Raw genomic sequence first — 26,997 nt, 5'->3', positions numbered from 1 at the left:
GCTACACCAGCGAGTCGCGCCAGGCTGCGTGCAGCTGGGCGAACCGGCCGGTGCCCGCGATGAGGTCGTCGGGCGTGCCGTCCTCGACCACGCGGCCGTGCTCCATGACGAGCACCCGGTCGGCGATCGCGACGGTGGACAGGCGGTGCGCGATGATCACGGCCGTGCGATCGGCGAGCAGCGTCTGCAGCGCCTCCTGCACCAGGCGCTCGCTCGGGATATCGAGTGAGCTCGTCGCCTCGTCCAGGATGAGCACGGCCGGGTCCGCGAGGAACGCCCGCGCGAACGAGATCAGCTGCCGCTGTCCCGCGGAGACGCGGCCGCCGCGCTTGTTCACGTCGGTGTCGTAGCCGTTCGGCAGACCCTCGATGAACTCGTGCGCGCCGACGGCCTCCGCCGCCCGCACGATCTCGTCGCGCGTCGCATCCGGCTTGCCCAGGGCGATGTTGTCGGCGACCGAGCCGCTGAACAGGTACGCCTCCTGGGTGACCATCACGATCGCCCGGCGCAGATCCTTCGGGTGCAGGTCGCGCAGGTCGACGCCGTCCAGCTTCACCGAACCCGCGGTGGGGTCGTAGAAGCGCGAGATCAGCTTCGCCAGCGTCGACTTGCCCGCACCGGTCGAACCGACCAGCGCGACCGTCTGCCCGGCCGGGATGTCGAGCGTGAACTCCGGCAGGATGACGCGGTCCTTCTTGTAGGCGAACGAGACCTCGTCGAAGCTCACACGCCCCTGCGCCGACCACAGGTCGACCGGCTGCACCGGATCCGGAACGCTGGGCTCCTCCTCCAGGACGCCGGAGATCTTCTCCAGCGCTGCGGCGGCCGACTGGTAGGAGTTGTAGAACATCGCCATCTCCTCCATCGGGTCGAAGAAGCGCCGCGTGTACAGCAGCACCGCGAGAAGCACGCCGATCGCCAGCTGCCCGTCGGCGACCCGGAAGCCGCCGACCAGCAGAACGACTCCGACGGTGACGTTGCCGATCATCACGAGGCCCGGGTCGAAGATCCCGAACAGCTGGATGACGCGGGCGTTCACATCCCGGTACTCCTCGACCAGGCCGCCGAAGTCCTTCTCGTTGCGCTTCTCCTTGCGGAACGCCTTGACCGCGCGGATGCCGGTCATGGTCTCCACGAAGTGCACGATCAGCTTCGCCGACGCGACCCGCGAGATGCGGAACAGCACCTGCGAGCGCTTCTGGAACCACCGCGTCAGCAGGTACAGCGGCACGAGCGACACCAGCAGCACGACACCGCTGATCCAGTCGATCGAGAACAGCGCGATCGCGATGAACAGCATGTACAGGAAGCCCTGGACCAACTGGTTGATGCCCGAGTCGAGCAGCTCCCGGATGGAGTCCAGGTCGCTCGTCTGGCGCGAGATGATCCGGCCGGACGTGTACGACTCGTGGAACTCGAGCGACAGCTTCTGCGTGTGCAGGAACACCCGCTTGCGCAGGTCGAGCAGGATGGCCTGGCTGATCCGCGCGCTCAGCACCGTGTACCAGGCGATGAGCACCGCGCCGATCACACCGGTGATCAGGTAGGCGAGACCGGCGGCCGCCAGCGGGAACCAGTCCTGCTTCAGCAGGGCCGGCAGGCCGTTGTCGATGCCGAACGCGATGATCGCGGGGCCCGCCACCTGGGCGGCCGTGCTCACGACGACCACGACGGCCGTCAGCGCCAGCCGCATCCGCAGCGGGTGCAGCAGCGAACCCAGCAGGTGCAGCGAACGGCGCCGCACCTGCCGGCTCTCCTCCTTGCTGAGGTCGTTGCGCTCTTCGCCTTCGACGCCCAGGACGGTCGTGGTGCTCACAGGTTCACCTCCTCGAGGATCTCTTCGTTCTGTTCGTCCTCCAGGCTGGAGATGACGAAGCGGTAGTGCTCGCTGCTGGCGAGCAGGTCGTGGTGGGTGCCCACCGCGGTGACGCGGCCGTCCTCCAGCAGGGCCACCCGGTCGGCGAGCATCACGGTGGACGGGCGGTGCGCGACGATCAGGGCCGTGGTCGAGGCGAGCACTCGACGCAGCGCGGCCTCGACGAGCGCCTCGGTGTCGACGTCGAGCGCCGACAGCGGGTCGTCGAGCACCAGGATGCTGGGGTTCGCGGCGACCGCGCGCGCGAGCGCGAGCCGCTGTCGCTGACCGCCGGACAGGCTGAGCCCCTCCTCGCCGACCTTCGTCTCGACGCCCTCGGGGAGGTCGTAGACGAAGCCCGCCTGCGCCACCTCGAGAGCCTCGGTGAGCACGCGCTCGGCCTCCGCCGAGGCGGGGTCGAGGTCGTCGCGGCCGAGCAGGACGTTGTCGCGCACGGACGCTGAGAACAGGGTCGCATCCTCGAACGCCATGGCGATCGCCTTGCGCAGGTCGTAGCGGGTGAGGTCGCGCACATCCACGCCGTCAACCTTCACCGCGCCGCCCGTCACGTCGTACAGACGTGTCGTCAGGGCGGTCAGGGTCGACTTGCCGGAGCCGGTCAGGCCGACCAGGGCCATCGTCTCCCCCGGGCGGACCGTCAGGCGGATGCCGTCGAGCAGGTCCGGGAAGCGCTCCGGCGAGTCCTGGTACCGGAAGTGCACGTCGTCGAAGAGGAGCTCTCCCCGCGGCTCGGCGATGCGCTTGGGCTGGGCGGGGTCGGTGATCGTGTTGACCTCGTCCATCACCTCGAAGTAGCGGTCCGCCGCCGTGCGGGTGTCGAAGGTCATCGACAGCAGGAAGCCGATCGACTCCACGGGGAACCGCAGGACGGTCGCCGTGGCGAAGAACGCGACGAGCTCGCCGACCGACAGCTGGCCCTGCGCCGACAGCCAGACGCCGACGACGAGGCAGATGCCGAACGCGACGTCCGGGACCAGCAGCAGCCAGAGCCAGATGCCGGCGATGGCCTTCGCCTTCTCGATCTCGGTGCCGCGCAGCTCCTCCGCGCGCGACTCGAAGGTCTTCAGCGCGTGCTTTCCGCGCCCGAACGCCTTCAGCACACGGATGCCGTGCACCGACTCCTCGACCGCCGTCGCCAGGTCGCCCGCCTGGTCCTGGCTGCGCCGCGCGATGACCGAGTACTTGTTCTCGAACACGAACCCGTAGATCCACAGCGGGATAGAGCACACCAGGAAGATGAGCCCCAGGATCCAGTTCCACCCGATCAGGATCGCGAACCCGACCACGATCGTGACGACATTGACTACCAGCAGCACGATGCCGAACGACAGCCACCGACGGATCATGCTGAGGTCGCTGACCGCACGCGACAGCAGCTGACCGCTCGGCCAGCGGTCGTGGAACGCGACCGGGAGATCCTGCAGCTGCGCGTACAGCGCGTTGCGCATCTTCGCCTCGACGTGAGTTCCAGGAGTCAGCACGAACCAGCGCCGCAGCGAGATGAACACCGCTTCGGCAGCGCCCAGCCCGACCACGAGGAGCGCGGCGGGCCACACGGCCGACGGGTCACCCGTCGACAGCGGGCCGTCGACCAGCCAGCGGAGCACCTGCGGGATGCTCAGCGCGACGAGGCTGGCCAGCAGCGCGGCCACCATGCCCAGGATGATGCGGGGCGCGGCGGACTTGGCGAACGGGAGGATGCGCAGCAGGATGCGCGCGGTGCTCTTCCGCTTCGCGGTGGTCTTCGGAGTCTGAGTGTTCGGAGTCTGGGCGACAGACATGGATGATCCGTTTTCTGTGAGTGTCCGACGTCATGGAGCCGGCGGCGAGCACGCGGAGGAGTCGCCGAAGACACGCCGACGATGGCGAGTCTTGTGGTGGGGATGCGAGGAGCGTCCGCGGACGCTCCCGGTGTCGTGCGCGGCGGCGCGCGGCGAGGGGCGGGGAGCTACCGCCCGGACGGTCGGGCGTCGGCCGCGAGGGCGGCGACGAACCCGGGCACGGTGGTCTTTCGTGCGGTCTCGATCGTCGTCATGGCGTCCTCCCAGCCTCGATGTACACGTCCGTTTTGCCGCGACAAGGCAGCCCTACAGCATATTGCCAGGTTCTCGACGAACGCAAGAGTTTTTCTCACATCCCAGTGGCGGGTTGGCCTGTCGGAGGCGCCGGGTACGGTGGCCGCATGCGCAGAGGGGCCGTTTTCGTGCTGTGCCTGGTGCAGTTCGTCGACGTCCTCGGCGTGACCAGTGCGACCACGGCGATTCCTGCGATCCTGAGCGGTCTGGGCGCGCCGGAATCCGCGGCCGGACCCCTGGCGACGGTCTACGCCATGTTCTTCGGCGGCCTCCTCATCCTGGGCGCGCGGCTGGGCGATCGTTTCGGACATCGACGCATTCTGCTCGTGGGCATCGGCATGTTCGGCGTTGTCTCCGTGTTGGGCGGTGCAGCTGCGGTCTGGCATCAGGGAGCCCTGGCCGTCGTCCTCGTCGCCCGGGCGCTGCAGGGTGCCGCCGCCGCGTTGTCCGTCCCTTCGGCGCTGCGGCTGCTGCTCTCGGCGACGCCAGAGACGCCGCGGCGCAGGGGCGCCCTCGCGGCGTGGAGCGCCACAGGAGCGGCGGCGGGCGCATCCGGCTTCCTGGTCGGCGGCCTGCTGGTGCAAGCGTTCGGGTGGCCGGCCGTCTTCTGGGTCAACCTTCCGCTCGCCTGCGCGCTGACGATCGGCAGCCTCGCCACGGTGACGGGTGCGCGGGAGCGCACCGAGGAGGAGCCGGTCGATGCCCTGGGCGCCGCCCTGCTCATCCTCACGGTCATGGCCGTCATCGCCGGCGCGGCCTGGATCGAGCAACCCGCGACCCGGATGATCGGCGTCGCGACGGTCGGCGCCGGCGTCGTCCTCGCCGTCCTCCTCGGCATCCGGCTGCGCACCGCCCGCGCACCCCTCATCCCCGCAGCCGCCTTCCGATCGCGTCCGCTGCGCCACGGAACCCTGCTGTCGTTCGTCAACACCGCGACCACCAGCTCGACGGCCGTACTAGCCACCTTGTTCTTACAGGAACGGCTCGGAATCGACCCGATCGCCGCCGGGCTGACACTGATGGCGCTGAGTGTCGCCGTCATCCTCACATCGACGAGCACGCGCTCGTTGCTGAAACGGCTGAGTGCTTACGCCGTATGCGGGATGGGCATCGCGGCGATCGCCCTCGGCTGCCTGCTGATGGCGCTGACCGTCGGCACGTGGTGGGGCGTCTTCCTCGGCGTGGCGCTGGCAGGCGCAGGGCTGGGCCTGTCGTCGGTCGCCGCGACGACGATCGGCACGACGGTGCCCGACGAACTCGCCGGCAGCGCAAGCGGCATCCTCAACACCGGAGCCCAGCTCGGAACCGCACTCGGCACCTCCGCGCTGGTGCTCGTGGCCTCGGTTGCGGGGGTCGGTGCGGGATGGGCGGCCGCGGCCCTCCTCGCTGCGGCGACCGCGGCGTGGTGCGCCCTGCCGGCTCCACTCGGAGCGCGCCGGGAGTCGCTGGAGGGAGTCAGCGGATCCGGATCGACAGGCAGGTGACGCATCCCTCGAGCTTCTCGAACTCGGAGATGTCGACCTGGATGACGGTGTAGCCGAGGTCCTCGACGAGCGCCACCGACTGCGGGGCGGACGACGACATCAGCACGGTGTCGTCCGATAGCACGACGACCGCCGTGCCGTGGGCCTCGGGAACCGGGAGGAAACGCTCGAAGACGCGCGGTTCGTCCACGATCGGCTCGTAGCCGATGACCGTGCCGTCGGGCAGGGCGGTCACGGCCGTCTTCAGGTGCAGCGCCTTGGTGATCGGGACGGCGACGACGGTGTATCCGAGAGGCGCCACGAGAGCGCGCAGCTGACGGATGCCCTCGGCGTTGGTCCGCCCTCCGCGGCCGACGTAGACCGTCGAGCCGACCTTGAGGACGTCGCCGCCGTCGAGCGTCCCCGGCGCCTCGATGCGCTCGAGGTGCATCCCCTGCGCACGGAGCGCGGCCTCGGTGCCGACGACCTCCGCGCGGCGCGACTCGGCGCCGGGCAGCGTGATCACGGCGGTGTCGCCGAAGACGACGGCGGTGTCCTCCACGAAGACCGAGTCGGCCAGGGTGTCAGCACTCGTGACCTCGACGGTCTGCCACCCGGCCTCGGAGAGAGCTGCGACGTACGCGTCCCACTGCGCGTCCGCGCGCTCCGCATCCACCGGCTCACGGTCGATGTGGGTCACCAGACCCTCGGCGAGGTTGCCTGCGGGGATGCGGACCAGCGCGACCTTGCGGTCCGTCTCGAACCGGCTGCGGGTGCCCTCGACGACGCGGAACAGCCAGCGGCCGAACGTCGGGGTGAGCGCGGTGATGGCGACGGCGTAGAGCAGGTTGATCCCCAGCAGGGTGCCGAGCACGGCGGCGATCAGGTCGCCGCTGAACGGCGAGCCGCCCGAGGTCGCGGTCAGGATGGTGCCGACCGCGGGGGCCAGCACAGCGGCCAGCACACCCGCGATCAGCGCCGTCCACCACCGGTCGAACGCGCCGACGAAGCCGGCGACCCAGAGCAGGACGAAGGCGATGACGCTGGTCAGCGAGAAGTAGTTGCTGACGGCGACGATCAACGCCCCCGACGGGGCCGACGACCCGGCGAGGCTCCCCACGTAGAACGCGGCGATCATCGCCGCGTGAACGACGAGGACCACCACGAGGGCAGCGACAAGGGATGCGATGAGCCGGCGGCCCCAGGAAGACGTCATGGGTTCCAACCTAGCGGAGCGCTGCTATGCGTTCGCTGGCTCCCGGAGGCGGTCGAGCGCGAGCTCCTCCGCGGCCTGCAGCGTGGTGACACCGCGCTGGTCGGCGGCCCGGAAGATCTCCGCTACCGTATCGCCGATCCGCTCGACCCGCTCCTGCGTGGCCTCGGCGGTCACGCCGGTCTCGCCGGCCATCGACAGGAAGATCACCCCGCCCGCGTTGACGACGAAGTCCGGCGCCCAGAGGATGCCGCGTGCGGCCAGACGCTCCGCTCCGGAGCGGTGCGCGAGCTGGTTGTTCGCGGGGCCGACGACCGCGGCGACCCGGAGCTCGTCGATCACCCGGTCGGTCAGCACTCCGCCGACACCGGCGGGGACGAAGACATCGCCCTCGACGCGGTGGGCGTCATCCGGCTCCACCCAGGTGGCGCCGAGCGCATCGGCGAGGGCGCGCTTCGCGGGGTTCACGTCCGTGACGGTCAGCACGGCGCCCTCGCTGGCGAGGCGCATCGCGATGAGCGATCCCACGTGGCCGAGGCCGAGCACGATCACGTGGCGGCCGCTGACATCCCGGCTGCCGAACGCCCGCTCCATGGTGGCCTGCAGACCGGCGTACACACCGGCGGCGGTCGCGTCGCTGGGCTCGCCGACGCCGCCCTCCGACGGCGGGAGGCCGCAGACGTGGGCGGTGCGCGTGGCGACGACGGACATGTCCTCGGCGCTCGTTCCGACATCCTCTGCGGTCATGTAGCTGCCGCCGAGCGTCTCGACGGCGTCGCCGAGGTCGAGCATGACCTCGTAGCGCTCGGTCGGTGTGAGCACCGTGCCGCGCGGCAGGTAGACGACGGCCTTGCCGCCGCCGCGGTGAAGACCGGCCGCCGCGTTCTTGAGGGTCATCCCCTCGGCCAGCCGCAGCGAGTCGGCGACCGCCTCCTGCCAGGAGTCGTACGTCCAGACCCGGCATCCGCCGAGGGCCGGCCCGAGGACGGTGGAGTGGACCGCGATGCTGATGGTGAGGCCGCTCCGCCTCCCCCTCACCACGTGCAGTGTTTCGTGCGGCAGGTCTGCGGGCAGGACGGACATCGGTGTCTCCTCGTGGGATCGCGGTGAAAATGTGTGACGGTCTTGTGGACCGCCGTCCATTCTCCCGCGACCGGGCCCCGGAGGCAACGTCGCCGCGCGTTCTCCTAGTGGAAGAAGTGCCGCTCGCCGGTGAAGTACATGGTGACTCCTGCTGCCTTCGCCGCCGCGATCACATCCTCGTCGCGGATGCTGCCGCCCGGCTGCACGATCGCACGGACGCCCGCGTCGATGAGGATCTGCGGGCCGTCGGCGAACGGGAAGAACGCGTCCGATGCGGCCACGGATCCGGCCGCCCGCTCCCCCGCACGGCTGACCGCCAGGGTGCACGAGTCGACGCGGTTGACCTGACCCATCCCGACCCCGACGGATGCGCCGTCGTGGGCAAGCAGGATGGCGTTCGACTTCACCGCGCGGCACGCCTTCCAGGCGAACTCGAGATCCTCACGGGTCGCCGCGTCGGCCTCCTCGCCGGCGACCAGGGTCCATCCGTCGGAAGAGAACTCATCGAAGCGGTCGGAGTCCTGCACGAGCACGCCACCCGAGATCTGGCGGAACTCGGTCAGCGCGCGGGCGTACCCCTCGGGCAGCTGCAGGATGCGGAGGTTCTTCTTCGTCTGCAGGAGTTCCAGCGCCTCCGGCTCGTAGTCCGGGGCGATCAGCACCTCGGTGAAGATGCCCTTCACCGTCTCCGCCATGGCGAGGGTGACCGTGCGGTTGGCCGCGATCACCCCGCCGTACGCCGACACCGGGTCGCACTCGTGCGCCTTGCGGTGCGCCTCGGCGATGTCGTCCGCGACGGCGATTCCGCAGGGGTTCGCGTGCTTGATGATGGCGACGGCCGGCTCGTGGAAGTCGTAGGCGCTGCGCAGGGCGGCATCCGCATCCACGTAGTTGTTGTACGACATCTCCTTGCCGCCGAGCTGGGTCGCCTGGGCGATGCCGGTGCCCTTCGGGTCGGCGTAGAGGGCGGCCGCCTGGCGCGAGTTCTCGCCGTAGCGGAGGGTCTGCTTGAGCTCGGCCCGCGCCTCCCAGCGCTCGGGGAAGTCGTCGGTCGACGGCGCCTGTCCCGCGAACCAGGCGGCGACGGCGCCGTCGTAGGCGGCCGTGTGCGCGAACGCCTTCGATGCGAGCTCCCGGCGCTGGTCGAAGGTCGTGCCACCGGCGGCGACGGCCTCCACGATGCCGTCGTAGTCGGAGGGCGACACCACGATCGCCACGTTCGCGTGGTTCTTCGCGGCGGCGCGCACCATGGCCGGGCCGCCGATGTCGATCTGCTCGACGACGTCGTTGCCGACCGCGCCGGAAGCCACCGTCTCGACGAACGGGTAGAGGTTGACGACGACGAGCTCGAACGGCTCGATGCCCAGATCCTTGAGCTGCTCCTCGTGCGACGCCAGCCGGAGGTCGGCGAGGAGTCCCGAGTGGATAGCAGGGTGCAGCGTCTTCACACGCCCGTCGAGCGACTCCGGGAACCCGGTGACGCTGGCGACATCGGTCACTGCGTGACCGGCGTCGCGGATCGTCTGCGCCGTCGAGCCGGTCGAGACGATCTCCACATCGGCCGCGGCGAGCGCGGACGCGAGGTCGAGCAGTCCGGTCTTGTCGCTGACCGAGATCAGGGCGCGGCGGATCGGGACGAGATCCCGCTCGCGGTACAGGCTGGCGTCGTGACGGGGTCCGCTCATGCTCGGGCAAGCTCCTCGAGGTCGATGTGTCCGTTGGCGATGTCGAGCACGGCGTCGATGAGCAGCCGTCGCTCCACAGGTTTGATGCGCTCGTGGAGGGCGGCCTCGGTGTCGCCCGGCTCCACCTCCACGCGCTCCTGGCTGATGATGGGGCCGGCATCCACACCGTTGTCGACGACGATCAGGCTCGCCCCGGTCTGCGTCACGCCGGCGGCGAGAGCGTCGCGGACCGCATGCGCGCCGGGGAACTCGGGCAGGTACGCGGGGTGCGTGTTGATGAGCCGCGGCGACAACGCCTCGACCACCCGCGGCGGCACCAGGCGCATGAAGCCGGACAGGATGGTCAGGTCGGGCTCCCACTGCCGGATCTGCTCGAGCAGGGCGTCGCCCCACTCCTCCCGGCTCGGATACGACGTGAAGGGCACCGTGAAGGTCGGGATGCCGAAGCGCTCCGCGTGCTCGAAGCCGTCCGCATCGCGGTCGGCGCCGACGGCGACGACGCGGGCGGGGAACTCGGCGTCCTCCGAAGCCTCCAGCAGGGCACGCAGGTTGGAGCCGCCACCGGAGATCAGCACCACGATCGAGAGCACGCCACCAGCCTAGCGGCGTGAGACGACCGGCTCGGTCATCGGCGGCCGCGCCCGGCTGCGGCCAGCCCGATCCCCGCGGCGACGGCGACCTCCGCGGCCGCCAGCGCGCCGACCAGCCACGGGTTCGGTCCGACGTCGTGCAGCCGCCCCGGGCCGAGGGCGCCGGACGACCACCACGCGAGGAGCCCGAGCTCGATCCCGGCGACCGCACCGATCCCGAGCGCGGTCAGCAGCAGTGCCTGCAGGCCGTCGAGCCCGCGAACCGCCGTCCGCGAGCGGACGAGGACACCGGAGACGAAGCCCGCGAGGATCGGGACGACGACGCCGACCAGCCCGAAGCTCCAGCCGCCGGCCGGGATGATGCCGAAGAGCGGCAACCCCGGCAACGGCCCCAGCGCGGTACTGATCGGGCTCACCGACGACCCCGTGCCGAGGGCGAAGCCGGGTCCCACCAGCCAGGACGCCATCCACACCACCACGTTCGGGATGACGGCGAGCTGCCCGATGGTCAGGGCCGCTCCCCCGGCGACACCGGTCTGCAGCTGCTCGTAGAGACTGATGATCGTCCCGTAATTGCCGAAGATCAGCAGCGCGACCACCAGAGCGGCCACGCCGATCACGATGGCGGTCGCGGCCGTCCCGGCACGCAATGCGGCGCCCGCGCCGGTGCGCAGGGCGCCGGGGATCGGCACGGTCGCGGTCCGAAGAACGGAGAGGACGGCCGGCGCGGCTGCCCTCCCCGACGAGGAGCCGCCGATGTCGCCGTCGAGCGCGCCCGTCGCATCCCGATCCGGCGACGCGGTCGCGGCAGCCGTCTCGGCGGGCGCCCCGCCGCGCAGCGCGGAGAAGCCGAATCCGGCGGCGATCCCCACCCCGTAGACGAAGGGCGGCAGGATGACCCCCTGCCAGATGGACGGCTGCGCGACCGGCGAACCCGCGGTCAGTACCACCAGTGTCGAGATGACCGCGAAGGTCGCCAAGGCGGTCAGCGCGCCGACGAGACGCTGATCCGTCTCCGCTGCGCGCATCCCGGTCCGAACGCCCAGTCCAGCGGTCAGAGCGGCGAACCCGAGCAGCGCGATCGTCACCTGGAACGGCACGGCCGCACCCGGCAAGCCGAGCTGCGCGACCGTCTGCGGGTCGAGCGCGATGGTCAGGTTGACGCCGTGACCGACCAGCCAGATGTCCGCGGCGGACCGCCACACCACCGTGAAGTCGGCGCCGAGCTGGTACTGCGCCGCCCAGAGGATCGTGATCGGGACGAGGCAGATCCCGATGCCGATGGCGGCGACGATGAGCGCCTCCAGCGCGGCGAGCAGGGCGACGGTTGTGCGACTCATGACCGAACGGAGCCTACCGGCGCGCACGCGGCGCGGAGGGCCGACACTTCGGCGCTCAGGAGACCGTGACCACCGGCGTCTCGTCGTCGGCCTGCTCCGGCATGGTGATGACCGGCCGCTGCACCAGTTCGAGGATCGCGACGACCAGCGCCGCGAGCACCAGCGTCCAGATGATCAGAGCCGGTGTGAGCGGGCGGACGAACAGCACGACGGCGGCGGCGATCACCGCCACGGCCGCGCGGAGCAGCGTGCGCTGGGCGTACATCCACTCGCCCGCCCGGCCGGTCGTGATGCCGTGACGCTCCGCCGACTGGCGCACCCACGCGACACCGTCGCCGAAGAAACCGCGCAGCCTCCGGGGAACGGCGAACGGGCCGGAGAACCACCCGACCACGGCGACAGCGATCGCGAGGACGAGGACGGCGACCGCGGTCGCGATCATCGCGTCCGTCACCGTCGAGAACAGCGTCTGCGCCAATCCCGAGGGCACCAACGACGGAGAGACCGAGGAGACGAAGACGAGCCGGCCGATGCCGATCGCGGCCAGCGTGATGCCCATGGCGAGGCCCAGCGCGACCGCAGCCCAGATCAGAGCGAGGGCACGACGGCGGGCGACGACGACACCGAGGGCCAGCAGTCCGATCGCGACCCACGGCAGCCACGCCCCGGCAGCCACCGCCAGGCCGTAGAAGAGCTGCAGCGTCGGGATGGAGGAGTTCTGGGCGACGGTGATGGTGCGATCCACCGAGGGGATCTGCGCCGCGAACGTGACCCCCTGATCCAGCAGGAGCTGTTTCACCCGGTCGATGATCGGGGCGAGCTGGATGCCGACGGAGCCGTCGGACCCCACGGTGACGGCCGCCTTCGGGTCGTTCTGCATCGTCGCGATCAGCTGGTCGTGACTCGTCCGGAGCGCCTGCTGCCACACCTGTGCGAATGCGTCGGAGGCGACGAAACGCTGGACGGTCGAGCGCAGCAGCGACTCGACGCCTTGCGCGAGCGGGCCCTTCAGCGACTCCAGGGCCTTGGTGGCGACCGGACCGGTGCCCAGGTCGGTGATGCCGTCGATCACCTGCGATGTGAGCTGGTCGATGTCCACATTGTCCTGCACGGCCTTCACGGCCTCGTCGGTCACGAACGCCTGGACGCCCGGGTCGTGCGCAAGTGGCGCGTACGTCGTGACGAACGAGTCGGTGTCGGTCAGCTGGACCTTCGCCCAGGACGCGACCACCGCGACGGGCGCGAGGATGGCACCGAGGACGATCAGGACGGTCGCCAGCAGGGTCCAGGCCCAGCTGCGCGGGCGCTTCGTCGGCGGCAACGGTGCGATCGGCACCGTGTCGATCGAGGGGTCGCCGCTCTGCATCCGGAGCGCGGCGTTCTCCTCCTCCAGAGCTGCGATGCGCTGCAGCAGCTCGGTGTTCGTCGGACGAGCCATCAGCGTCTCCTTCCGGCACGGTGCGCTCACTGTAGCGCCGCGGTCGCCGTGTGCGGCAGGGAGTACCTGAACGGGATGACGCAGGCCGGAAACAGCGAAGGCCGGGACCTCCCGGTCCCGGCCTTCGCGGTGGTGCGTCTCGGGATTACAGCGCGGCGTAGACCTCGCGCAGCAGCTCCGCCGTCTCGGACGGCGTCTTGCCGACCTTGACGCCCGCAGCCTCCAGCGCCTCCTTCTTGGCCTGGGCGGTGCCCGCCGAGCCCGACACGATGGCGCCGGCGTGGCCCATGGTCTTGCCCTCGGGAGCCGTGAAGCCCGCGACGTAGCCGACGACCGGCTTGGTCACGTTCGCCTTGATGAAGTCCGCGGCGCGCTCCTCGGCGTCGCCACCGATCTCGCCGATCATCACGATGGCCTTCGTCTCCGGGTCGGCCTCGAACGCGGCGAGGGCGTCGATGTGCGTGGTGCCGATGACGGGGTCTCCGCCGATGCCGATGGCGGTCGAGAAGCCAAGGTCGCGCAGCTCGTACATCATCTGGTAGGTCAGCGTGCCCGACTTCGAGACGAGGCCGATCGGGCCCTTGCCGGTGATGGTCGCCGGGGTGATCCCCACCAGCGACTCGCCGGGCGTGATGATTCCGGGGCAGTTCGGGCCGATGATCCGGGTCTTGTTGCCCTTCTCCTTGGCGTAGGCCCACGCCTCTGCGGAGTCCTGCACCGGGATGCCCTCGGTGATCACGACGAGCAGCGGGATCTCGGCGTCGATGGCCTCCACCATCGCGTCCTTCGCGAACGCCGGCGGCACGAAGATGATCGACACATCTGCGCCGGTCTTCTCGATGGCCTCGACGACCGTGCCGAACACGGGGAGCTCGACATCGCCGTGGGTGACGGTCGTGCCGGCCTTGCGCGCGTTGACACCGCCGACGACCTGGGTGCCGGCCTTCAGCATGAGCGCGGTGTGCTTGGTGCCCTCACCGCCGGTGATGCCCTGGACGATGACCTTGGAGTCCTTGTTGAGGAAGATAGACATTCTCGTTCGTCCTTCGCTTACTTCGCGGCCAGCTCGGCGGCCTTGTCGGCGCCCTCGTCCATGGTGAGTGCGAGGGTGACCAGCGGGTGGTTCGCCTCGGTCAGGATGCGGCGCCCCTCGTCGACGTTGTTGCCGTCGAGGCGCACGACCAGCGGCTTGTTCGCCTCGTCGCCGAGGATCTCCAGCGCCTTCACGATGCCGTTGGCGACCGCGTCGCACGCGGTGATCCCGCCGAAGACGTTCACGAACACGCTCTTCACCTGCGGGTCGTTGAGGATGACGTCGAGACCCGCCGCCATCACCTCGGCGGATGCGCCGCCGCCGATGTCGAGGAAGTTGGCCGGCTTGACGCCCTGGTGCTTCTCGCCGGCGTAGGCGACGACATCCAGGGTCGACATGACGAGGCCGGCGCCGTTGCCGATGATGCCCACCTGGCCGTCGAGCTTGACGTAGTTGAGGTTCGCCGCCTTGGCCTTGGCCTCCAGCGGGTCGGCCGCGTCCTTGTCCTCGAGGGCCTCGTGGTCGGGGTGACGGAAATCGGCGTTCTCGTCGAGGGAGACTTTGCCGTCGAGCGCGATGATGTCGCCCTCCTCGGTGAGGACGAGCGGGTTCACCTCGACGAGGGTCGCGTCCTCGCCGGTGTAGACCTCGTAGAGCTTCACGAAGACATCGGCGACCTTCTCGACGAGGTCCTCCGGGAATCCGGCGGCCCGTGCGATCTCGACGGCCTTCGCGTGGTCGATGCCGCCGCGCGGGTCGACCTCGACGCGGGCGAGCGCCTCCGGCTTCTCCACGGCGAGCTGCTCGATCTCCATACCGCCCTCGACGCTGGTCAGCGAGAGGTAGGAGCGGTTGGCGCGGTCGAGGAGCACCGAGAAGTAGAACTCGCGAGCGATGCGGGCGCCGCCGGCGACCATGACACGACGGACGACGTGGCCCTTGATGTCGAGTCCGAGGATGGCCCGGGCCGCTGCCTCCGCCTCATCGGCGTTCTTCGCGACCTTGACACCGCCGGCCTTTCCGCGACCACCGGTCTTGACCTGCGCCTTGACGACGGTCACGCCGCCCAGCTTCTCGGCAGCCGCACGCACCTCCTCGGGGGTGTCGGCGACGATGCCCGGAAGCACCGGGACCCCGTACTTCTCAAACAGGTCTCTGGCCTGGTACTCGTATAGATCCACGGTTATCCAATCCGCTGGTGTTCCGGTGCGCTCGTGGCTGCCGGCTGATTTCTCCTGACGGTCCGGCGCGAGAATAGCTCGACGCCGAGATAAATTCGCCAGGAAGAACTTTAGACCCTTCCCCTGAACGGGCCGAAACCGGCCGAGGTGTTCACAGGTCCTCGGCGAACGCCGTTGTCCACCGATCCGCCGACGGCGGCCCCGCGGAGCCGACGTCGCCGCGACGGTGGAGGCATGACTCATCGACCTTTCACCTTGATCTCCGCTGTATGCCTCGCGGGGCTGGCCGTCTTCCTCGGCGTCCTCCATGGAGCGCTCACCTCCGCTGCCGGGCCGGCGCGCGCCCTCGTGGGCGACGGCCACGGTCCCGGCTACCAGTCCCCCGACGGCTGGTGGCTGGGCGCCTAGCATTTCGACGACGGCGCACTCGGCTTCTGCCTGAATCCCGGCAAGGTGGCACCGGTCGGCCTCCAGTACAGCTACGCGGACCCCGCCGGAATGGGCTGGTGGACGCCGGAGCAGTCGGCGATGTTCGCCTACTTCGCCCGCACCTGGGCGGGAAGCAGCGACCGCCTCACTGCTGCCTCAGGGCAGCTGGCGACATGGATGCACGCCGGGATGTCCGAACCAGAGGCCCGAGAGCACGCGGCACGAGCGGGCGCCGACAGCGACCGCGTCTACGCGCGGGCCGTCGAGATGCTGGCCGAGGCCCGAAGCCGCGCCTCGACGGGGGTGCGCGCCGCCGTGGTCGTCGAACTCGCCGAGACGGGAGCCGGCCGCGTGCGCGTCGAGCTGACCGTGGACCGCATCGCCGGCCCGGAGCTGCTCCCCAGCGGCGCTCATCCCGTCTCGGTGGCCCTCACAGGGGCAACCTTCGACGACGGCGGGAGCACCGGCACCATTCGGTCGGGGACCGATGTCGCCATCCGGCCGACCGGATCGGAGGCCAGCGTCGCCGTGAGCGCCACGGCGAAGACGGGCGAACTCCCTTACGGCAACCGGATCACCGTCGCTCTGCCGACGACGGACGCACAGGCCGTGCTGATCGCGGAACCGTCCACGGCGAATGCGCAGGCCGAGGCGCACGCGACCGGCCCGTCACCGCTGCCGTTCCAGCCGCAGGTGGGTACACGCACATCCCTGGCCGAGGCGCATCCGGGTGCCGCGATCGCCGACCACCTCACCGTGAGCGTCGCCGAGGGCGATGGCCTGCTTCCGACCTGGGGCGTTCGCGCCAGCGATGACGGCTTCACCGCCATCACAGCGGTCGTCGAGAGCACGCTGCACGGGCCGTTCGCCGAACCGATCTCCCACGCTCCCGCGCCGCCGCCGGACTCGCCCACGGTCTGCACGGTCGAGACGGTGATCGACGGCGTCGGCGAATACACCACGCCGAGCTGCACGCTCCCGGCCGACGGCTACTACGTCTGGACCGAACGCATCGACCCGGCGCGCACCGATCCCGGTGCGGGCGGAGCACGGGTGCACCCGTGGACGTCCGAGTTCGGCATCGCCACCGAGATCACCCGGGCGCAGACTCCCGTCGTCCCCGTACCGGACATCGAGCCCGCCCTGACTCAGACGAGATTGGCCGACACGGGCACGGACACGCTGGTGCCGGCACTCTGGGGCTCTGGGACCGGCGTCGCAGGTGTGCTTCTGCTGATCGCCGGGCGACTGCGTACCCGCGGAGTTCGTCGGCCACGAGGCAGACTCGCGGCTCTCGAGGGAGCGGCCCTCGACCCCGAGTCGGTCGCCCGCCCCGGTCGGCCGCCGCGCGTCACCGGCCGACGGAACCTGCGCCCGCGGCGCGCCCGCTCCACCTGGGTAGCACCGTGAGCAGCACGCAGCCCTCACTCTCCGGTCACTCGCAGGAGCCGACGACAGGATGTCCGGGTGCGCAGAAACCCCCGCAATCGGCCCGTCGAGGTCGAGGACATCGTCTCCGAGGCGCTGACCTTGGCGGGCGGGGGCCGCGCTCTTCTGTTGCAGATCGCACATCCCTCGGTCGGCCGCGGCGTCGTCGAGCACAGCGACTTCGCCGAGCGGCTCATGGACCGGTTCGACGGCACGATGCTCTATCTCACGGCGACGATGTTCGGCTCGGAGGCGGAGCTCGCGGCCATGCGGAGGATCGTCAACAGAGCGCATGCGCCCGTCCGCGGGGAGAACTCGGCAGATGGATCGGCCTACAACGCCTTCGATCCGGAGCTCCAGCTCTGGGTGGCCGCCACGCTCTACCAGACGGTGATGGACCTGCACCGGCGGGTCTTCGGCCCGCTCACTCCGGCGCAGGCGGACCGAGCGTACGACGAGCTCTCGCGAGCACTGTCCAATCTGCAGCTCACCCACGACCGGTGGCCGGCCCGGCGCGCAGACTTCGACGCCTACTGGGACGGGATGATCCTGGCGCTCCGGGTGGACGACGACGTACGAGCGGTCTCACGGCAGATCCTGTACCCGCGTCGGGTGCCGTGGTGGCTCCGCCCGACACTGCCTCTGGTGCGGCTCGTCACGGCCGGCCTTCTGCCCGACGCGGTGCGACGTCAGTTCGGTCTCGCCTGGAACGAGCAGCGCCAGCGCCGGTTCGACCGCGCGATCCGGTGGACAGCGGCGGTCTACCCCCGGCTGCCGCTCCCCCTGCGCCATCTCCCGCGCGAGCGCTACCGGGCGAAGCTCCGACGTGCGGTGCGCAGAGCGCGTCCAGCCGCCGCGGGCGACCGTGCCGCGATGAAGCCGACCGCGCCGCGCTAGGCGGCGAGACCGCGCCGACGCTCGACGACGCGGGCGAGCAGCACCAGTGCGATACCGACGCCCGCACCGAGAACCGTCTCCAGAACGCGGTCGACGACCAGGACGTTCAACGGTGTCGGACTCGCCAGGTGCGAGACCGACAGAGCCAGCGGAGTGATGAACACCAGAGCCGCGCCGTAGTGCCTCGCGACGAGGATCTCTGCGAAGAACTGGCACACCACGATCACGCAAATCACCACGATCGCGGGAGGCGACCAGACCAGGAGCACGGCCGTGACGGCGACGCCGACGATCGTGCCCACGATCCGGTGCAGGGAACGCGAGATGGAGTGGGCCGCCCGCGCAGGAGGGATCACGGCCACGACGCTCACCACGGCCCAATAGGCGTGACCCAGTCCGAACGCGAGGGCGACGCCGCCGGCGATCAGCACACCGGCGACGTTCTGCGCGACGGTGAGCCAGACCCGCGGATCCCGCACGGCCGCGAGGTCGATGCCGGGCCGCCGACGCAGGTCGGGCACGAACCCGGAGCGCCCCAACGCACTGCGCGAGACGCCCGGGATGCGACGCACGGCCCAGCCGGACATGGTCAGCAGCCATGCGAACGCCGCCGCCGCCGCGGCGAGGCCGATGCGCGGGAGCGCGTCCGCCGCCGGAGTCGGCACGGCGGCACAGACCAGCAGGGCGAAGACGAAGAACAGCGCCTGCGGCGGCATCATCTGGAAGACCGTGACGAACAGGGTTCCACCGCCGACGACCAGCACCAGTGCGACGGCCACGAGCGCGAGCGGTTCACCGAGCACGGCGAGACCCACGCCGGCGGAGATGCTGAGAAGCAGCGCAAGGGCGGCGACGGTGAGGGTCCGCACCCGCACCCGATACGGCTCGTTCCTTCCATAGAGCGCCGTGAAGGCGCCGAAGGTGGCGTACGCCGTCAGATCGAGACGGTCGACCGCGAAGAGGATGAGCAACGGCACCGCGACAGCGACGGCCGCCCGCAGACCCACCTCGAGGTTGCGCGGCGCTCCGCCCTTCCGCTCTGCCGGGGCAGCCGCCGTCACAGCTTGTCGATCGGGGCGATCTTGATGAGGAGCTTCTTCGCGCCCACCTTGTCGAACTGGACATGCGCGACGCGCTTGGCGCCCTGCCCGGTCACCTGGGTGACCCGGCCCTCGCCGAAGTCGGCGTGGCGGATGCGGTCGCCGGGCGCCAACTCCAGGTCGCCGTTGTCGCGGACCTTGCCCGTGACGCGGTTCGGCCACTCCGCCTTCGGGCGCTCCTGGCGGAACGTCGACGACGAGAGCGGGTCGTTCCACCCGGTCCCGCCGGAACCGGCTCCCAGACCCGGACGCCTGGCGTTGAGCGCGCGGGACTGCGTGCCGCCGCGGCCGTTCGCCGAACCCGGCGACTGGCGCCAATCGATCAGATCGGCGGGGATCTCTTGCAGATAGCGACTCGGCATCGCGACCGCGGTCTCGCCGAACTGCGCCCGCGTCATCGCCAGCGACAGGAACAGGCGCTTCTTCGCTCGCGTGATGCCCACGTAGAACAGGCGACGCTCCTCCGCCGGGCCGCCGGGCTCGTTCGCCGACATCCGGTGCGGGAGGAGGTCCTCCTCGATGCCGGTCAGGAACACGGCGTCGTACTCCAAGCCCTTCGCCGTGTGCAGCGTCATCAGCGACACCGAGCCGCTCGAGTCGTCGATCTCATCCGCGGCAGCGACCAGCGATACCTCGGTGAGGAAGTCGACCAGCGTCCCGTCCGGGTTGTTGCGCGCGAACTCGCGGGTCACAGCCACGAGCTCGTCCACGTTCTCGGCGCGCGCCTCATCCTGCGGGTCGCGGCTGTTGCGCAGCACGTCCAGGTAGCCGCTGCCGTCCAGCAGGAAGGTCAGGATGTCTGCGACCGGCGAGACCCCGGCCGGATTCGACGGGTCGATCTTGGCGGCCGCCTCGTCCAGAAGATTCGACAGCTGCAGGATCGCGTTCGTCACCTTCGGGCCGAGACCCAAGGAGCCGGCGTCGCGCATGGCCGCACGGAACGTGAGTCCGTTGTCCTCCGCGTAGCTCGCCAGCTGCGTCTCCGTCGCCGGTCCGATGCCGCGCTTCGGCGTGTTCAGGATGCGGCGGAGCGCCAGCATGTCGCTCGGGTTCGCGACCGTGATCAGATACGCCATGGCGTCCTTGATCTCGGCCCGCTCGTAGAACTTCGTGCCGCCCATCACCTTGTACGGCAACGCCGAACGGATGAAGATCTCCTCCAGCGCACGCGTCTGGGCGTTGGTGCGGTAGAAGACGGCGATGTCCTTGTAGTCCATCCCCGCGCTGTGCAGCTTCTCGATCTCGTCGGCCACGAACTGGGCCTCGTCGTGGCCCGAGTACCCGGTGTACCCGACGATCTTCTCGCCGTCTCCGACGGCGGTCCACAGCTTCTTGTCCTTGCGGTCGAAGTTGTTGGAGATGACCGCGTTGGCAGCGCTGAGGATGTTCTGCGTCGAGCGGTAGTTCTGCTCCAGCAGCACCACCTTCGCGCCCGGGAAGTCGCGCTCGAACTCGACGATGTTGCGGATGTCTGCGCCACGGAACGCGTAGATCGACTGGTCCGAGTCGCCGACCACCGTGAGAGAGGCGCTCGGGATGACGCCCGCAGCATCGCGCAGCGGGCCGACATTGCGGCCATGGGCCTCCAGGTCGTCGGCGATGTCCGGAGCGACCGGCATGGTGAGCTCGCGGATCAGCGAGTACTGCGCGTGGTTGGTGTCCTGGTACTCGTCGACCAGGATGTGGCGGAACCGGCTCTGGTAGAGCGCAGCCACCCGCGGGAAGGCGCGGAAGAGGAACACCGTCTCGGCGATCAGGTCGTCGAAGTCGAAAGCGTTCGCGCGTCGGAGCTCCCGCGTGTACTGGCGGAAGATCTCGAGGAACATGACCTCCTGCGGGTCACTGAGGTTGGCCGAGCGCGCGTGGGTCTCCAGATCGGTCAGCTCGTTCTTGAGCTTCGAGATGCGGTTCGCCGCGCTGCCGACGGTGAATCCGAGAGTGTCGGCGTCGAGCTCCTTGATGATGCGCTTCAGCAGGGCACGAGAGTCGCCCGAGTCGTAGATGGTGAAGCTCGGCGTCTTGCCGATCGTCTCGGCCTCACGCCGGAGGATGCGCACGCAGGCCGAGTGGAACGTCGAGATCCACATTCCCTGCGCCTTGCCGCCGAGCAGCTGCTCGACGCGCTCGCGCATCTCGTTGGCCGCCTTGTTGGTGAAGGTGATGGCCAGGATCTCGCTCGGCCACGCCTCGCGGCTCTCGATCAGCCCGGCGATGCGCCGCGTCAGGACGCTGGTCTTGCCGGAACCGGCGCCCGCCACGATCAGCAGCGCCTGGCCGCGATACTCGGCCGCTTCGCGCTGCTGCGGGTTGAGGCCCTCGAACAGGCGCTCGCTCGGCCCGCGCCAGTGGCCGGAGCCGCCTGGCCCTCCCGTTCCGCGCGAGCCCCGCCCGCCGCCGGTGCCCCGGCCGGAGCCCGGGGTCGCGTCGACGTCGGTGCCGTCGCCCTGCCACCCGTCCAGGATGATCGGGACGGAGGAAGGGGTGGTCTGCGGGGCGTCGGGAAGGCTCGTCATGTCTGCAGTCGATTTTAGTCGCTGCCACCGTCATTCGGCCGCGAGCGTGGTCAGCGACCGTCGCGCACGGCCACCGCCAGGTCAGGATGGTCGGCGAACACGCCGTCCACTCCCGAGTGCAGCAGGATCGAGAAGTGGCGTCGCCAATCCCCCCAGGCCGCCTCCGCGCCCTCGGTCCGGAACTCGGCGGGGAGCATCCCGTTCTCCGGGCGCAGCGTCCAGCAGAACACGGCGAGGCCCGCGGAATGCGCGAGATCGACCAGATCGGACGTGACCGCGCCGACGTCCGCCCCGTCGTCCTCCCCGAACAGCGCCATCGACACCGAGCCGGAGGACAGCACCAGCGACGTCTCGACGCTGATTCCGTCGACCCGATCGGCTGCCGACGGGGCCGCCGAGCCCAGCGCGTACAGACCGCGCAGGCTGAGATCGGCGTCGTACCCGGGTGCCGACGATCCGAGGGCGGCGACACGGTCCGCCGGAGCGCCTGAATCCTCCAGCAGATACACGCGGCGACCTCGGAAGCCGCGCTCATGCAGCTTCACCAGGACGGTGCGCTCGAAGCTCTCGACCACCACCCCGGCTCGATCCGTCCAGCCCGCGTCCGCGAGATCCCGCAACAGCAGTTCGTCCAGCGGGTACCCCGCCGCCTCGAAGTACGTCGCGTGCTTCAGCTCGGCCACGAGACCCGGCGGCCGCCCAGAGCCCTCGCCCGTGCGATCGATCAGCTCGAGCAGGTCACGCAGGCGGAGGATCGGGTAGTGCCCGTCGAAGGTCGAGCTGTGCTGCCGCAGAGCCGGGATGCGCTCCCGCGCCCGCAGCGTCGACAGTTCGTCCCAGGTGAAGTCCTCGGTGAACCAGCCGGTCAGCGCGACCCCGTCGACCTCCTTGGTCGTCCGGCGATCGGCGAACTCCGTGTGGTCCGCGATATCCGTCGTTCCCGAGATCTCGTTCTCATGCCGGAGGACGAGCACTCCGTCCTTCGTCGCCACGATGTCGGGCTCGACGGCGTCGGCACCGAGCTGGAACGCCAGCTCGTACGAGCCCTGCGTGTGCTCCGGCCGATACCCCGGAGCCCCGCGGTGGCCGATGACCACCGGAGCCGTTCGCGCGCGCATGGCCCGATCCTAGCTCGGAGCACGCATGCCGCCCCCGGCACCGACATGCCGGGTCGTGGACGCGCGAGGAGTGCCAGAATCGACGGGTGTCCGCCGATCCCAACACGGCCCCCGCGCCCCGCGATCCCGCCCGGCCGGACACCGGCACGCCTGCACACGGCGGCTGGAGGGAGCCCGCGTCCCTGCTCCCGCTCCGCTGGGGCGCCTACCGCCCCCGACTGATCGTCGGACTCGCGATGCTCGTCGTCGGAACCGCGTGCGTGCTCGGGACCACGACGTACAGCCTCACGCTCCTCCTCATCGGATCGCTCATGCAGCCGGCCGGCTGGGCCGTGCTCCCGTCGACGATCGGCCGGCGCGTCGCCGTCCCCCTTCCCGTCCTGGGTTTCACCTGGCTCATGCTGGGCGGCTCCGGCTTCGCCTGGTGCTACGCGGTCGTCCTCGCGGCCTGGCTGCTCGTCCGGCTCCGCCCGCTCCCCTCGTTCGCCGTGCTCGTCCTCCCGGTCGCGTGGAGCGTCCTCCTCCCGCTGTTCGTGCACGACTACGAGCACGGCTGGATCACCATCGCCACGAGCACGGCGGTCATCGTCGGGGGCGCGTGGCTCGCGAAATGGATCGCCATCCGGTTCGATTCATGGCAATCTGTCAGAACTCTCAGAAAAGAACCCCGTAGATTTGACTGAAGACGACCGTTAACCGGTCCACCCATAGAACGAGGAGCTCATGGCACTCAACAACCCGGCCTTCTCTACGAACCCGGCGTTCTCCACCAACGGTCAGGCGGCGACCGTCTCCGCCGAGAAACTGGAGCAGATGTACCAGTCGCCGTCGGCGACGGCCGTGGACACCGACCGGATGACGGTCGAAGACACCATCACCAAGACGGCGATCTGCTTCGTTCTCCTGCTCGCGGGCGCCGGCGTCGGCTGGTTCGTCCCTGTTCTCGCCATCCCCGCCGCGATCGTCGGCTTCGTGCTGGCGCTCGTCAATATCTTCAAGCGCAAGCCGTCCCCCGGCCTGATCCTCGGATACTCGGCCGCGCAGGGCATCTTCCTCGGCGCGATCTCGATGTTCTTCGAGTCGCAGTGGTCGGGCATCGTCATCCAGGCGGTCATCGCGACGTTCGCCGTCGTGGGCGTGACTCTGGCGCTCTTCGCCTCAGGCAAGATCCGCGCCTCGGCGAAGGCGACGAAGATCTTCCTCATCGCGATGTTCGGCTACCTCGCCTACTCGCTGGTCAACCTGGTCCTGATGTGGACGGGCGTGACCGGCGGCAGCTTCGGCCTGAACAGCGTCGAGCTCGGCAACACCGGCATCAAGCTGGGCCTGATCATCGGCCTCCTGGTCGTCCTGCTCGGCGCCTACTCGCTGGTGCTCGACTTCGACGCGATCAAGCAGGGTGTCGCGAACCGCGCCCCGCGCATCTACGGCTGGTCGGGTGCCTTCGGCATCATGGTCACGGTCATCTGGCTGTACCTCGAGATCCTCCGCATGCTGGCGATCTCGCGCGACTGACACCCACATTTCACGACGAAGGCCCGGGATGCTGGTTCAGCATCCCGGGCCTTTGTCGTCAGTGCGGGATCACTCCCACTCGATGGTCCCCGGCGGCTTCGACGTGACATCGAGCACGACGCGGTTCACGCCATCCACCTCGTTGGTGATGCGGTTCGAGATCTTCGCCAGCAGGTCGTACGGCAGGCGGGTCCAGTCGGCCGTCATGGCGTCCTCGCTGGAGACCGGGCGCAGCACGATGGGATGCCCGTAGGTCCGGCCGTCGCCCTGCACGCCGACCGAGCGCACGTCTGCGAGCAGCACGACGGGGCACTGCCAGATCTCTGCGTCGAGGCCCGCGGCCGTGAGCTCTGCGCGCACGATCGCGTCGGCGTCGCGCAGCAGATCGAGACGCTCCTGGGTGACCTCGCCGACGATGCGGATGCCGAGGCCCGGTCCGGGGAACGGCTGACGCGAGACGATCTCCTCCGGCAGTCCGAGCTCGCGGCCGATGGCGCGCACCTCGTCCTTGAACAGCGTGCGGAGGGGCTCGACCAGCTCGAACTGGAGGTCCTCCGGCAGGCCGCCGACGTTGTGGTGGCTCTTGATGTTGGCCGTGCCCGTGCCGCCGCCCGACTCCACGACGTCCGGGTACAGGGTGCCCTGGACGAGGAAGCGGATGGGGTCGCCCTCGCTGGCCGCCTCGGCGATCAGGTCGGCCTGAGCCTTCTCGAAGACGCGGATGAACTCGCGGCCGATGATCTTGCGCTTCGTCTCCGGGTCGCTGACGCCGGAGAGCGCGTCGAGGAACTGCTTCTGCGCATCGACCGTCACGAGCCGGACGCCCGTCGCCTTGACGTAGTCCTCTTCGACCTGCCGCGCCTCATCCTTGCGGAGAAGGCCGTGGTCGACGAACACGCAGACCAGCTGGTCGCCGACGGCCTCGTGGACCAGCGCGGCGGCGACGGCGGAGTCGACCCCGCCGGAGAGCGCGCAGATCACGCGGCCCGAACCGACCTGGGCGCGGATGGCCGCCACCTGGTCGGCGATCACGTTGCCGCTGTTCCAGTCGGCCGGGATGCCGGCCGCCCGGTGGAGGAAGTTCTCGAGAACGGCCTGGCCGTAGGTGGAGTGCTTGACCTCGGGATGCCACTGGACGCCGTACAGCTTGCGCTCGTCGTTCGCGAAGGCGGCGACAGGCGTTCCGTCGGTCGACGCGAGGACGTCGAACCCTTCGGGCGCGCGGGCGACCGAGTCGCCGTGGCTCATCCAGGCCGTCTGCTCCTCTGGCTGCCCGTCGAGCAGGATGCCGGAGTCGCTGATCCGCACGGCGGTCGAGCCGTACTCGCGCTGGCCGGTCTTCGCGACCTCGCCGCCGAGCGCGGTCGCCATGACCTGGAAGCCGTAGCAGATGCCGAGCACGGGAACGCCGAGGTCGAGGATGGCCTCGTCGAGCCGCGGTGCGCCCTCCTCGTACACCGAGGACGGTCCGCCGGAAAGCACGATCCCGGAGGGGCGCTTGGCAGCGACCTCGGACGCGGTCACGGTGTGCGGGACGATCTCCGAGTACACGTTCGCCTCGCGCACGCGCCGGGCGATCAGCTGCGCGTACTGCGCGCCGAAGTCGACGACCAGGACGGGCCCGGACGGGTTGGCGGAGTCGGCTCCGCCCAGAAGATCGGTGAACGCCGCATCCGTGCTCATCGGGTCAGGGCTCCTTGTCTCGCCGCTAATGTGTCGCCTCCACGAGGTCGGCTGCCTCGGCCTCGCGGCCGGCCAGGTAGGACTTCACCTGCTTGGTGATGCGCGCCTCCACGAAGAAGGAGAGGAACGGGACGACGCCGCCGAGGGCGATCATCACGAACTTCGTGAACGGCCAGCGCATCAGGCTCCACAGGCGGAAGTCGGAGATCAGGTACACGACGTACAGCCAGCCGTGTGCGATGAGGATGCCCGTGCTCAGGTCCACCCCGGTCGGAGCGACGGCGGTCTCGACGGGGACGAAGGTCAGCGCGCCGTAGTTGCTGAATGCGAAGAGCTCGTAGCCGAGCCCGTACTTGACGACCATCTCGGCGCACAGGAGCAGCAGCATGATGCCCGTGACGTACGCGAACACCTGGTAGAACCGGAGCGCCCCGCGGATCTTCGGGAAGTCTTCGAGCTTGGGAGCGAGGGGCATAGGCCTATTCTAAAGGCTCGGACTGGGGGTTCTTCCCGGCCATCGCATCCTGCTTCTCACGCTTCTCACGTTCGAGCAGCTGCTCCTCGCGCAGCTCGTCCTCCCGCTGCTTCGCGTCCTTCACGAGGCGGTACCAGAGGAACACCGCGAACCCGGCGAAGATGATCCACTCGGCCGCGTAGAAGATGTTGAGCCAGTTCAGCTCGGTCTGAGCGATCGGCGGGGGCGAGTAGATCTGGACCAGCCCCGCCGGCGCTCCGCGCTCGACGACGTAGGCCGCGTAGACGGGCATGCCGTCGACCCCGGTCCAGAGGTTGTAGAGGGCGCCGACGCCGAGCGTGCGCATCGCCGTCGGATCCTTCTTGTCGGTCGGCACCTCGGGCTGCTCGTCGGGCAGGATGCGACCGACGATGCGCTGCGGATCCGTGTCCGCCTGCCGCGACAGCCGCTCGACGGCCGCCTGCGCAGACGCCTTGTCCGGAGCCCACCCACGCGCAACGGCGAGCGCGACCGGACGGCCGTCGCGCTCGAGGTTCACGTGACCGACGACCCACCAGCCGCTGCGTCCTTTGTTGAGCCGGTCGTGAAGCAGCTGGTAGTCCTCGGGCACGAACGTCCCGGTGAACTCGACCAGCTGCCCGACGGCCACATCGCGGAGGGGCGACGACGGACCGGCGACATCCGCGAGCGGGAGCACGGTCTCACTGGGGGCCTCGACGGCCTTTCCCGATTCGACGGCCCGCTCGAGCTGCCACTGACCGAGCCAGGCGAACCCGGCGGCGAGGAGCAGCGCGAACACCAGCGCGCCGATCCACCGCGGGCGCCGCATCATCTGGAAGAGGGTGGTCTCGCCGGCGATCGG

At 69.8% G+C, this 26,997-nt stretch carries 22 protein-coding genes; 6 read left to right on the top strand and 16 right to left on the bottom strand.

Annotated features, from left to right (window positions below):
* Nucleotide 1: 1 nt before the first annotated feature.
* Nucleotides 2-1,816, bottom strand: a complete 1,815-nt coding sequence (locus AXZ95_RS15450) for an ABC transporter ATP-binding protein (protein ID WP_018191891.1) — start codon at nucleotides 1,814-1,816, stop codon at nucleotides 2-4.
* Nucleotides 1,813-3,657 carry an ABC transporter ATP-binding protein gene (locus tag AXZ95_RS15445; RefSeq protein ID WP_018191892.1) on the bottom strand — a complete coding sequence of 615 codons (1,845 nt, stop codon included), beginning with the start codon at nucleotides 3,655-3,657 and terminating at the stop codon, nucleotides 1,813-1,815. The genes AXZ95_RS15450 and AXZ95_RS15445 overlap by 4 nt, the downstream gene beginning before the upstream one ends.
* A 401-nt stretch (nucleotides 3,658-4,058) precedes the next feature.
* Here AXZ95_RS15445 and AXZ95_RS15440 point away from each other — a divergent pair, with 401 nt between their 5' ends.
* On the top strand, nucleotides 4,059-5,435 hold the full coding sequence (locus AXZ95_RS15440) for an MFS transporter (protein WP_018191893.1): 1,377 nt from the start codon (nucleotides 4,059-4,061) through the stop codon (nucleotides 5,433-5,435).
* On the opposite strand, the gene ddaH is transcribed toward AXZ95_RS15440, so the two are convergent.
* The 8 genes from ddaH to sucC all read right to left on the bottom strand — a co-directional run bounded on the left by ddaH (nucleotide 5,407) and on the right by sucC (nucleotide 14,977).
* Nucleotides 5,407-6,630, bottom strand: a complete 1,224-nt coding sequence (ddaH, locus tag AXZ95_RS15435) for a dimethylargininase (RefSeq protein WP_018191894.1) — start codon at nucleotides 6,628-6,630, stop codon at nucleotides 5,407-5,409. The genes AXZ95_RS15440 and ddaH overlap by 29 nt on opposite strands.
* Nucleotides 6,631-6,654: 24 nt before the next feature.
* Nucleotides 6,655-7,710 (bottom strand): Glu/Leu/Phe/Val dehydrogenase family protein, encoded by a 1,056-nt coding sequence (locus AXZ95_RS15430; protein ID WP_018191895.1) that lies wholly within the window; start codon nucleotides 7,708-7,710, stop codon nucleotides 6,655-6,657.
* 104 nt (nucleotides 7,711-7,814) lie between these two features.
* Nucleotides 7,815-9,395, bottom strand: a complete 1,581-nt coding sequence (gene purH, locus AXZ95_RS15425) for a bifunctional phosphoribosylaminoimidazolecarboxamide formyltransferase/IMP cyclohydrolase (RefSeq protein WP_018191896.1) — start codon at nucleotides 9,393-9,395, stop codon at nucleotides 7,815-7,817.
* A complete protein-coding gene (gene purN, locus AXZ95_RS15420) occupies nucleotides 9,392-9,985 on the bottom strand; it encodes a phosphoribosylglycinamide formyltransferase (protein ID WP_018191897.1) in 594 nt (197 codons plus the stop codon). The genes purH and purN overlap by 4 nt, the downstream gene beginning before the upstream one ends.
* 35 nt (nucleotides 9,986-10,020) lie before the next feature.
* The gene (locus tag AXZ95_RS15415) at nucleotides 10,021-11,325 is read right to left on the bottom strand and encodes a DUF6350 family protein (RefSeq protein ID WP_018191898.1); all 1,305 of its coding nucleotides are present in this window, start codon (nucleotides 11,323-11,325) and stop codon (nucleotides 10,021-10,023) included.
* 55 nt (nucleotides 11,326-11,380) lie between these two features.
* On the bottom strand, nucleotides 11,381-12,763 hold the full coding sequence (locus AXZ95_RS15410) for a hypothetical protein (RefSeq protein WP_018191899.1): 1,383 nt from the start codon (nucleotides 12,761-12,763) through the stop codon (nucleotides 11,381-11,383).
* Nucleotides 12,764-12,908: 145 nt separating this feature from the next.
* Nucleotides 12,909-13,796 (bottom strand): succinate--CoA ligase subunit alpha, encoded by an 888-nt coding sequence (gene sucD, locus AXZ95_RS15405; RefSeq protein WP_018191900.1) that lies wholly within the window; start codon nucleotides 13,794-13,796, stop codon nucleotides 12,909-12,911.
* A 17-nt stretch (nucleotides 13,797-13,813) separates the two neighbouring features.
* On the bottom strand, nucleotides 13,814-14,977 hold the full coding sequence (sucC, locus tag AXZ95_RS15400) for an ADP-forming succinate--CoA ligase subunit beta (RefSeq protein ID WP_018191901.1): 1,164 nt from the start codon (nucleotides 14,975-14,977) through the stop codon (nucleotides 13,814-13,816).
* A gap of 234 nt (nucleotides 14,978-15,211) precedes the next feature.
* Here sucC and AXZ95_RS19665 point away from each other — a divergent pair, with 234 nt between their 5' ends.
* The 3 genes from AXZ95_RS19665 to AXZ95_RS15390 are packed head-to-tail and all read left to right on the top strand — an operon-like array spanning nucleotide 15,212 to nucleotide 17,731.
* A complete protein-coding gene (locus AXZ95_RS19665) occupies nucleotides 15,212-15,385 on the top strand; it encodes a hypothetical protein (protein WP_018191902.1) in 174 nt (57 codons plus the stop codon).
* A 45-nt stretch (nucleotides 15,386-15,430) separates the two neighbouring features.
* Nucleotides 15,431-16,816 (top strand): hypothetical protein, encoded by a 1,386-nt coding sequence (locus tag AXZ95_RS15395; protein WP_018191903.1) that lies wholly within the window; start codon nucleotides 15,431-15,433, stop codon nucleotides 16,814-16,816.
* Nucleotides 16,817-16,873: 57 nt separating this feature from the next.
* Nucleotides 16,874-17,731 (top strand): oxygenase MpaB family protein, encoded by an 858-nt coding sequence (locus AXZ95_RS15390; RefSeq protein ID WP_018191904.1) that lies wholly within the window; start codon nucleotides 16,874-16,876, stop codon nucleotides 17,729-17,731.
* On the opposite strand, the gene AXZ95_RS15385 is transcribed toward AXZ95_RS15390, so the two are convergent.
* From AXZ95_RS15385 to AXZ95_RS15375, 3 genes are read right to left on the bottom strand one after another with little or no spacing between them, the layout of a single operon-like run.
* Complete coding sequence (locus tag AXZ95_RS15385) at nucleotides 17,728-18,792, bottom strand: FUSC family protein (RefSeq protein WP_018191905.1); 1,065 nt, start codon at nucleotides 18,790-18,792, stop codon at nucleotides 17,728-17,730. The genes AXZ95_RS15390 and AXZ95_RS15385 overlap by 4 nt on opposite strands.
* Complete coding sequence (locus AXZ95_RS15380; RefSeq protein WP_018191906.1) at nucleotides 18,789-21,344, bottom strand: UvrD-helicase domain-containing protein; 2,556 nt, start codon at nucleotides 21,342-21,344, stop codon at nucleotides 18,789-18,791. The genes AXZ95_RS15385 and AXZ95_RS15380 overlap by 4 nt, the downstream gene beginning before the upstream one ends.
* A gap of 50 nt (nucleotides 21,345-21,394) precedes the next feature.
* Nucleotides 21,395-22,462 (bottom strand): glycerophosphodiester phosphodiesterase family protein, encoded by a 1,068-nt coding sequence (locus AXZ95_RS15375; RefSeq protein WP_018191907.1) that lies wholly within the window; start codon nucleotides 22,460-22,462, stop codon nucleotides 21,395-21,397.
* Between the two features lie 86 nt (nucleotides 22,463-22,548).
* Here AXZ95_RS15375 and AXZ95_RS15370 point away from each other — a divergent pair, with 86 nt between their 5' ends.
* Both AXZ95_RS15370 and AXZ95_RS15365 read left to right on the top strand, forming a co-directional pair.
* Nucleotides 22,549-23,145, top strand: coding sequence for a hypothetical protein (locus AXZ95_RS15370; RefSeq protein ID WP_018191908.1), 597 nt, complete (start codon nucleotides 22,549-22,551; stop codon nucleotides 23,143-23,145).
* Between the two features lie 40 nt (nucleotides 23,146-23,185).
* Nucleotides 23,186-23,977, top strand: a complete 792-nt coding sequence (locus tag AXZ95_RS15365) for a Bax inhibitor-1/YccA family protein (RefSeq protein WP_018191909.1) — start codon at nucleotides 23,186-23,188, stop codon at nucleotides 23,975-23,977.
* A gap of 69 nt (nucleotides 23,978-24,046) precedes the next feature.
* Here AXZ95_RS15365 and guaA read toward each other — a convergent pair whose 3' ends face one another.
* The 3 genes from guaA to AXZ95_RS15350 are packed head-to-tail and all read right to left on the bottom strand — an operon-like array spanning nucleotide 24,047 to nucleotide 26,967.
* A complete protein-coding gene (guaA, locus tag AXZ95_RS15360) occupies nucleotides 24,047-25,660 on the bottom strand; it encodes a glutamine-hydrolyzing GMP synthase (RefSeq protein WP_018191910.1) in 1,614 nt (537 codons plus the stop codon).
* A 25-nt stretch (nucleotides 25,661-25,685) separates the two neighbouring features.
* The gene (locus AXZ95_RS15355) at nucleotides 25,686-26,135 is read right to left on the bottom strand and encodes a DUF3817 domain-containing protein (protein WP_018191911.1); all 450 of its coding nucleotides are present in this window, start codon (nucleotides 26,133-26,135) and stop codon (nucleotides 25,686-25,688) included.
* Between the two features lie 4 nt (nucleotides 26,136-26,139).
* Nucleotides 26,140-26,967, bottom strand: coding sequence for an SURF1 family cytochrome oxidase biogenesis protein (locus AXZ95_RS15350; RefSeq protein ID WP_018191912.1), 828 nt, complete (start codon nucleotides 26,965-26,967; stop codon nucleotides 26,140-26,142).
* Between the last annotated feature and the right edge of the window lie 30 nt (nucleotides 26,968-26,997).

Source organism: Leifsonia sp. 115AMFTsu3.1 (assembly GCF_004362795.1).
In the GTDB taxonomy this organism is placed as follows: domain Bacteria; phylum Actinomycetota; class Actinomycetes; order Actinomycetales; family Microbacteriaceae; genus Leifsonia.
This window is presented reverse-complemented; position numbering and strand designations above follow the sequence as displayed.

Coding starts and splice junctions, on each gene's coding strand:
- AXZ95_RS15445 (WP_018191892.1), bottom strand. CDS start 3,657: ATGTCTGTCGCCCAGACTCCGAACACTCAGACTCCGAAGACCACCGCG.
- AXZ95_RS15440 (WP_018191893.1), top strand. CDS start 4,059: ATGCGCAGAGGGGCCGTTTTCGTGCTGTGCCTGGTGCAGTTCGTCGAC.
- ddaH (WP_018191894.1), bottom strand. CDS start 6,630: ATGACGTCTTCCTGGGGCCGCCGGCTCATCGCATCCCTTGTCGCTGCC.
- AXZ95_RS15430 (WP_018191895.1), bottom strand. CDS start 7,710: ATGTCCGTCCTGCCCGCAGACCTGCCGCACGAAACACTGCACGTGGTG.
- purH (WP_018191896.1), bottom strand. CDS start 9,395: ATGAGCGGACCCCGTCACGACGCCAGCCTGTACCGCGAGCGGGATCTC.
- AXZ95_RS15415 (WP_018191898.1), bottom strand. CDS start 11,325: ATGAGTCGCACAACCGTCGCCCTGCTCGCCGCGCTGGAGGCGCTCATC.
- AXZ95_RS15410 (WP_018191899.1), bottom strand. CDS start 12,763: ATGGCTCGTCCGACGAACACCGAGCTGCTGCAGCGCATCGCAGCTCTG.
- sucD (WP_018191900.1), bottom strand. CDS start 13,796: ATGTCTATCTTCCTCAACAAGGACTCCAAGGTCATCGTCCAGGGCATC.
- AXZ95_RS19665 (WP_018191902.1), top strand. CDS start 15,212: ATGACTCATCGACCTTTCACCTTGATCTCCGCTGTATGCCTCGCGGGG.
- AXZ95_RS15380 (WP_018191906.1), bottom strand. CDS start 21,344: ATGACGAGCCTTCCCGACGCCCCGCAGACCACCCCTTCCTCCGTCCCG.
- AXZ95_RS15375 (WP_018191907.1), bottom strand. CDS start 22,462: ATGCGCGCGCGAACGGCTCCGGTGGTCATCGGCCACCGCGGGGCTCCG.
- AXZ95_RS15365 (WP_018191909.1), top strand. CDS start 23,186: ATGGCACTCAACAACCCGGCCTTCTCTACGAACCCGGCGTTCTCCACC.
- guaA (WP_018191910.1), bottom strand. CDS start 25,660: ATGAGCACGGATGCGGCGTTCACCGATCTTCTGGGCGGAGCCGACTCC.
- AXZ95_RS15355 (WP_018191911.1), bottom strand. CDS start 26,135: ATGCCCCTCGCTCCCAAGCTCGAAGACTTCCCGAAGATCCGCGGGGCG.
- AXZ95_RS15350 (WP_018191912.1), bottom strand. CDS start 26,967: ATGATGCGGCGCCCGCGGTGGATCGGCGCGCTGGTGTTCGCGCTGCTC.